A 7822-nucleotide genomic window follows, 5' to 3' on the forward strand; every position below is an offset into this window, starting at 1 on the left:
TGGCGTTGGTAGCAGTCAAATCACCCACTACAAATCCTGTTACCGCTTCCGTGAATGTGATAGTGGCCGTGAATGGCTGAATCACCGGAGAAGTAGCGGTGGTGGAAATCGTGACACCCGGATTAGCAGTATTCACCAATATACCGGCGGTATTCACGCCTGGTAGCGTAAGCACGGCATTGTTGCCTGCTGCATCCTTCACGGTACCGGTAAGTGCGCCTAATGCAATGCCGTCCATGTCGAGATCCCCACTTTGTACAACATACAGGAAGCCTAAGGTGTCGGTACCCGAGCCGCCTTGATAGGTGGCTTGTCTGGTGGTACTACCAATAGTGATATCCAGCGTAGGCGTTCCTGTTACTACGATCGATTCACTGAAATGTGCCTTGAATCGTAATCCTTCTCCCAAATGATAAGTGGCGTTGGCAGGTACATCTAAGGTGGTAATCACCGGAGCAGTACCATCATATACGCGACTTAGAATATTGGAAGCCGTATTGTTATTACCACCCACGTTCACGGCTACACTGGCAGGTACCTGTAAGGTCACGGTGCCATCAGCAGTTGGGGTGACGAGGACGGTGTAGGTAATATTATCGGCTGTCTGGAAGGCGCTTAAAGTAGCGTTGGTAGCGGTCAAATCACCTACTATAAATCCTGTTACCGCTTCCGTGAATGTGATAGTGGCCGTGAATGGCTGATTCAATGGGGAAGTTGCGGTGGTGCTTATTGCTACGCCGGGGATATTTGTATTGACGAGTACACCGGTGGTATTCACAGCTGGAAGCGTCAACACAGCATTGTTGCCTGCTGCATCCTTCACGGTACCGGTAAGTGCGCCCAACGCAATACCGTCCATGTCGAGATCCCCACTTTGCACAACGTAGAGGAAGCCTAAGGTATCGGTACCTGAGCCGCCCTGGTAGGTCGCTTGTCTGGTGGTACTACCGATGGTGATATCCAGCGTAGGCGTACCGACTACCACGATCGATTCACTGAAATGTGCCTTGAATCGTAATCCTTCTCCCAAATGATAAGTGCCGTTAGCTGGTACATCTAATACTGTAATCACCGGTGCGGTACCATCATATACGCGGCTTAAAATATTGGAGGCAGTGTTGTTATTACCACCCACGTTCACGGCTACACTGACAGGTACCTGTAAGGTAACGGTACCATCAGCGGTTGGGGTGACGAGAACGGTGTAAGTAATATTATCAGCAGTCTGGAAGGCGCTTATCGTAGCGTTGGTGGCGGTCAAATCACCTACTACAAATCCGCTCACTGCTTCGGTGAAAGTAATAGTGGCGGTGAATGGCTGATTCAGCGGCGAAGTAGCGGTGCTGGTAATCGTTGCGCCGGGTATATCTGTATTAACGAGTACACCGGTTGTATTCACAGCTGGGAGCGTAAGCACGGCATTGTTACCTACCGCATCTTTCACGGTACCGGTAAGTGCGCCCAATGCAATACCATCCATGTCGAGATCACCAGTCTGCACAACGTACAGGAAGCCTAAGGTATCGGTACCTGAGCCGCCCTGGTAGGTAGCTTGTCTGGTAGTGCTGCAAATAGTGATATCCAGTGTAGGCGTACCTGTTACTACGATCGACTCACTGAAATGTGCCTTGAATCGTAATCCTTCTCCCAAATGATAAGTGGCGTTGGCAGGTACATCTAAGGTGGTAATCACCGGCGCCGTACCATCATATACGCGGCTTAAAATATTGGAGGCAGTGTTGTTATTGCCACCCACGTTCACGGCTACACTGGCAGGCACCTGTAAGGTAACGGTGCCATCGGCGGTTGGGGTGACGAGAACGGTGTAAGTAATATTATCGGTCGTCTGGAAGGCACTTAATGTGGCGTTGGTGGCGGTCAGATCACCTACTACAAATGCGCTCACTGCTTCTGTGAAAGTAATAGTGGCAGTGAATGGTTGATTCAGCGGCGAAGTAGCGGTGCTAGTAATCGTTGCGCCGGGTATATCTGTATTAACGAGTACACCGGTTGTATTCACAGCCGGAAGCGTAAGCACGGCATTGTTACCTACCGCATCTTTCACGGTACCGGTAAGTGCGCCCAATGCAATGCCGTCCATGTCGAGATCACCAGTCTGCACCACATACAGGAAGCCTAGGGTATCGGTGCCCGAGCCGCCCTGGTAGGTAGCTTGTCTGGTAGTGCTACCAATAGTGATATCCAGTGTAGGCGTGCCTGTTACTACAATCGACTCACTGAAATGTGCCTTGAATCGTAATCCTTCTCCCAAATGATAAGTGGCGTTGGCAGGTACATCGAGGGTGGTAATCACCGGTGCGGTACCATCATACACGCGACTTAAAATATTAGAGGCAGTATTGTTGTTACCACCTACGTTCACGGCTACACTGGCCGGCACCTGTAAGGTAACGGTGCCATCAGCAGTTGGTGTGACGAGGACGGTGTAAGTAATATTGTCGGTCGTCTGGAAAGCGCTTAAGGTCGCGTTGGTAACGGTCAGATCACCTACTACAAATCCGGTCACTGCTTCCGTGAAAGTAATAGTGGCGGTGAATGGCTGATTCAGCGGCGAAGTAGCGGCGCTGGTAATCGTTGCACCGGGTATATCCGTATTGACGAGTATACCGGTGGTATTCACAGCTGGAAGCGTCAACACAGCGTTGTTGCCGGCCGGATCCTTCACAGTACCTGTAAGTGCGCCCAATGCAATGCCATCCATGTCCACATCCCCACTCTGCACTACATACAGGAAAGCCAGGGTATCGCCACCTGAGCCGCCCTGGTAGGTCGCTTGTCTGATGGTGCTGCCAACAGTGATATTCAGTGTAGGCGTACCTGTTACTATGATCGATTCACTGAAATGTGCCTTGAATCGTAATCCATCTCCTAAATGATAAGTGGCGTTGGCTGGTACATCTAATGCTGTAATTACAGGTGCAGTCACATCATACACACGACTTAAAATATTGGAAGCGGTATTGTTGTTACCACCCACGTTCACAGCTACACTGGCGGGTACCTGTAAAATCACGGTGCCATCAGCGGTTGGTGTTACGAGTACCGTGTAGGTAATATTGTCGGTCGTCTGGAAAGCACTTAAAGTCGCGTTGGTAACGGTGATATCACCTACTACAAATCCAGTCACTGCTTCCGTGAAAGTGATAGTGGCGGTGAATGGCTGATTCAGCGGCGAAGGGGTGCTGGTCGTAACTGCTGCAGCGGGTATGTTCGTATTGACGAGTACACCAGTGGTATTCACCGCTGGAAGCGTCAACACAGCATTGTTGCCTGCAGGATCTTTCACGATGCCTATAATTGGCCCCAATGCAATACCATTCATGTCTACATCGTTACTTTGTACTATATACAGGAAGCCTAAGGTATCGCTACCCGAGCCGCTCTGGTAGGTGGCTTGTCTGGTAATACTACCAATGGTGATATCCAGTGTAGGTGTTCCTGTTACCACGACTGATTCACTGAAATGTGCCTTGAATCGTAATCCTTCTCCCAAATGATAAGTCGCGTTGGTAGGTACATCTAATACCGTAATTACAGGTGCAGTGCCGTCATATACGCGACTTAAAATATTGGAGGCCGTATTGTTGTTGCCACCCACGTTCACGGCTACACTGGCCGGTACCTGTAAGGTAACGGTACCATCAGTAGTCGGGGTGACGAGGACGGTGTATGTAATATTATTAGTAGTCTGGAAGTTGCTTAATGTAGCGTTGGTAACGGTCAGATCACCTACTACAAATCCGGTCACTGCTTCCGTGAAAGTGATAGTGGCCGTGAATGGTTGATTCAGTGGCGAACTGGTGATGCTGCTAATCGTTGCGCCGGGTATGGCGGTATTCACGAATATGCCACTCGTATTCACGCTTGTGAGTGGGAGCAAGGCGTTATTCCCGGCTGCATCCCGTATAGTGCCACTGTTGGTCGCGATATTAGCACCCAACGCAATCCCGTCCATATCCATATCGCCATTTTGTACGGTATAGGAAAACAAGAGGGTAGTAGTACCCGTGCCACTGGCGTAAAGCGCAGGTACCACATTGGACCCAATAGTGACATCCAGGGCCGGCGTGCCGCCAACGGTATTTACATTCACGATTTCGCTGAAGGTCACGGAAAAATTCAATGTTTGTCCTGCGTGGTAATAACCATCAGTGGATGCCGAAACTGCAGTTACCGACGGTGGTACATTGTCGATCACCCAGGTATAACTGGGCGGCGTGAGATCGGTATTCCCTGCTGCATCCGTGGCATATAATTGCAGTGTATGTGATGCTACAGATAAACCGAGAAAGGTTAAAGGAGAAGTGGCCGCTGTTAAAGGGCCGCCATCCAGACTTGTTTTAAAAGTGGCCGTTTCGTTTGCGTTGAAGGTAAAGGTAGCTGTGTTACTATTGGTAAAGGCTGGCGGAGTAGTTAGAAAGGCTCCGTGTGGCGCCGTTTGGTCAAGCGTGATTTGTGCCTGGTAAGTTTGTGTATTGCCCGCTGCATCGGTCAGTTGCATATACACTGTTTTGACTCCATCGCCTGCAGGCAGCGTAAAAGCTTTGCTACTCGTTACTGCCTCATAGGCAGAATAACTTACATTGTCCGTAGAAAAGTGCATTTGTGTGGCGCCCGATGTGGTAATGTTTAAGGTAACCGCGGCGGCAGTGGTAGTAGTGGCGCCGCTGTTGATTGTTAACGTTCCGGTTGGAAGTGTTTTATCAATCGTATATACATCTCCGCTGGTATAAGGAACGTTGCTGATGTTATTCAGCATGCCGGCGCCGTTAACATCGAGGCGCAGGGTGCCATCTCCGGTACCTGTATTTACAGTAACGGCATAAGTGGTGCCACTGCCGCTGACGCCAGTAATCGAGGCGCCGGTGAGGCCGGTGGTCGTGAGGTTAAATGCGGATGCAGTGACATTGTTGGCCGCCGCGCTAAATACAACGATATACTGCACGCTGCTGGCATTGGTAGGACTGCTAACTGATCTGGTAACACTAGTCACGTTAATGGAAACAGTAGATAGTTTTACTACCCGGCCATTTCCGGGGGCGGCACCATCGTTTATGAAAACATTCCCATTGCTGGTAACGGCTATTCCCCAGGGATAAAAAAGACTACCAATGGTCAGTCCATTGAGGATTTCTGTGCCTGAAGCGCCTACGGCAACAGGCGCCGTATACTTCATGGCATGGGCGGCTGTGCCACTGGTGGATTCGGTGGTATAAAGATTATCCTGCGCATCGATGGCCAGAGAGGTGTAGCCTTTTCCACTACCCAGCGTAGTGGGCGCGTATCCGGGCGACGTAAGTTTAATAAGCCGGCCATTAAATGAATTGTTGGGGAAATCAATGATGTAAATATTATTGGAGTGGTCGGTCACAATACCCCAGGGGTAGGTGCCAGCGCCCACGGCTAATGGCAATCCGTTATATACGGTGGTGCCGGCTCCGGTTAAGTTGGCAGCGGCATATTTTACTACCCGGTAATTAGTGGTGCCCGCATCATATTCCAGCGTTAACAGGTTATCGCTGGCATCGACGGTCAGCGCTGTGAAATAGCGCCCTGTTTGTATGATAGAAGAAGTATAAGTGCCCGCTGCCAGTTTAACGATCTGCCAGTTATTGCTGACGCTGGGGTCCATGATAAATACGTCGCCGGCACTGTTGACTGCAATACTCCACGGATACTCTGAAACGGAGAATGATAATCCCTGGTAAATAGCCGTGGGCGTGCCGGTACCATTGGTATATTTCAGCACCTGGTATTGGGTAGTAGCCGAGTTATAGGCTACTACAAAAATATTATTGCTGTTGTCTTTTGCAATGGCGGTATAGTACTTACCTGTTTCCAGCACGCTGCTGCTGTATTGCGCCATCGCTTTATGGGATACGACTATGCTAAATACCCAAAGGAGTATCTGCAGAAACCTGATGTAAAAATTTTTCATAGCAGCTGTTAAATGCAGAGAAATGGATTTTGCCAGCCCGATACCGTGCCTTCGTGGATTACTTCAAATTCCTTTGCGTCAAAGCGCATTCCTTTTCCCTGATCAAGAATAATTTTATGAATATGATTATTAGAGGTATTGATCTTTATAATGTTGGAGGTGGGTAGCGCAAAGCCGGATTGAGGATAGAAATTTTTTTCTCCGCGGGGCCCCTGTATCACTTCTGTACGTAGTTGTTGTTTTACTTTATCCCAATCTTTTTTGCGGGCATGGGGTAACAGTTCTTTCCATACCAGTCCCGCTTCATAGCCCATCAGGGCGTAGATATTGGCGGGTTGTTTGGCTACGGCTTCAAATTGTTTTACAAACAATTGATTAGCCCTGCCTTCATCTTCCCGCATCCAGGACCGGGAAGTATAGAGTTCAAGATTGGCATGTTTTACATCTTCCAGGATATCATCGTACACCATGGCTTCCTGTACCAGTAGTGGTATTTCTTTATGCAAGCCACTTTGTATCCATTGTTCCAGGAATTTTAGCCCAAGGCTTCCACAGAAAATAGCATGTACATAGGCGGGCCTTTCTTTTTCCCATTGCTTAAAAATAGCCGTGGTGTCCAGTTTATGCGGATCCTGCGGATCAAATGGCAAGATGTTTAAATGCAGCGAACTACCGCCAGCTGCGCCCACGCCCTGCTGAAAAGTAGTGTTCAAATGATACCCGGCTTCGTACACCGGCATGATCATATGTCCGCCATCGCCAAAGGTGCTTTGGGCCCAGTGGCCCAAAGCATATTGTGATTGCCATAGTTGATGAGAAGCATAAAATATATCCGGACTCAGATAAGGAAAATGAGGGACATATTCTCCCATATCAAAAAAGAAAGCGGGCTTCTTTTCGATCTCTATCAGTGGTACCAGATCAGGAATTGATTTGTAGCTGATAAGACCGGAAAGGATATCTACCCGGTTAAAAAAAAGCAGCTTACGGGCAGCTTCTTCACTTGCTTTGATACCTCCCATATGTGTAAATTCAGGTATGAACTGAACGGTACGTTGCCGTACGGGATCCAGGCCCATACCGATTAACCATCCGGTTATCAGATGCTGGGAGAAAAACGGGTATATACCTGAATAGGGAGTCAGGAACCCTACTGTGAGGGACGGGTTTTGGGACATGTTATTGGTACTCGTAAATATGAATAGTCAACTTTAGCTTCTGGATGGAAAAATACCTTCGAGTGCAATCAGGTAGGTCATTGCCAGATAAGGATTCATGATGGATATTGGTTGATTGCCACCTGCAATACCCACTGTGATAGTACCTGCAACCGGGCCCGGTGCGAGTGCGGCGGTGTTGTCTGCCACTGCATAACCTTTAATCGGATTACCAGATGGGCCGCTGCCAATGGTAGGCAGCATCGCTGGTACCAGGGTAGCATCGGGCGTTGGAGTGGTGCTGGTGCCGGCAACAGTGCTGGCCGATGGTGTAGCCGTCAGGGCGAAAGTGGCCTGGTGATTATGCGACGGCATGTTGGGAAGGAGAATCGTGGTGTTTTCATTACCACTTCTCTGACCAATGTCATAATTGGAAAGACCAGGTGCCTGTCCCCAGCCAATAGGCGCCCTGCCTCTCAGGTCTGGTAAAGCAAAAGTAGTCACGCCATCGCCACCATAAATGGTGCCCAACAGGGAAAAGAGTGCGCTGTTTTGCGCAATAGATACTAATTGTCCCCAACAGAGTGCCCAGCCCCTGATGGCAAAATTGCCGCCGAATAAAATGACCATTGCGAGGTACGGTTCCATAAATGATAATATAAAGGTTAGAGAATAATGAACGAGGGAATTATTTTGAAGCTAACTA

At 49.1% G+C, this 7822-nt stretch carries 3 protein-coding genes; all 3 read right to left on the reverse strand.

What is annotated here, in order from left to right:
• A partial coding sequence (locus tag VIP81_RS19740) for an Ig-like domain-containing protein (RefSeq protein WP_331965080.1) occupies positions 1–5959 on the reverse strand: 5959 nt, incomplete at its 3' end.
• An 8-nt stretch (positions 5960–5967) separates the two neighbouring features.
• Positions 5968–7137 carry an ABC transporter substrate-binding protein gene (locus tag VIP81_RS19745; RefSeq protein WP_331965083.1) on the reverse strand — a complete coding sequence of 390 codons (1170 nt, stop codon included), beginning with the start codon at positions 7135–7137 and terminating at the stop codon, positions 5968–5970.
• A 33-nt stretch (positions 7138–7170) separates the two neighbouring features.
• The gene (locus VIP81_RS19750) at positions 7171–7764 is read right to left on the reverse strand and encodes a phage tail protein (protein ID WP_331965086.1); all 594 of its coding nucleotides are present in this window, start codon (positions 7762–7764) and stop codon (positions 7171–7173) included.
• Positions 7765–7822 lie beyond the last annotated feature (58 nt).

Origin of the sequence: Chitinophaga sp. (assembly GCF_036566945.1) — a bacterium.
Taxonomy (GTDB): Bacteria; Bacteroidota; Bacteroidia; order Chitinophagales; family Chitinophagaceae; genus Chitinophaga.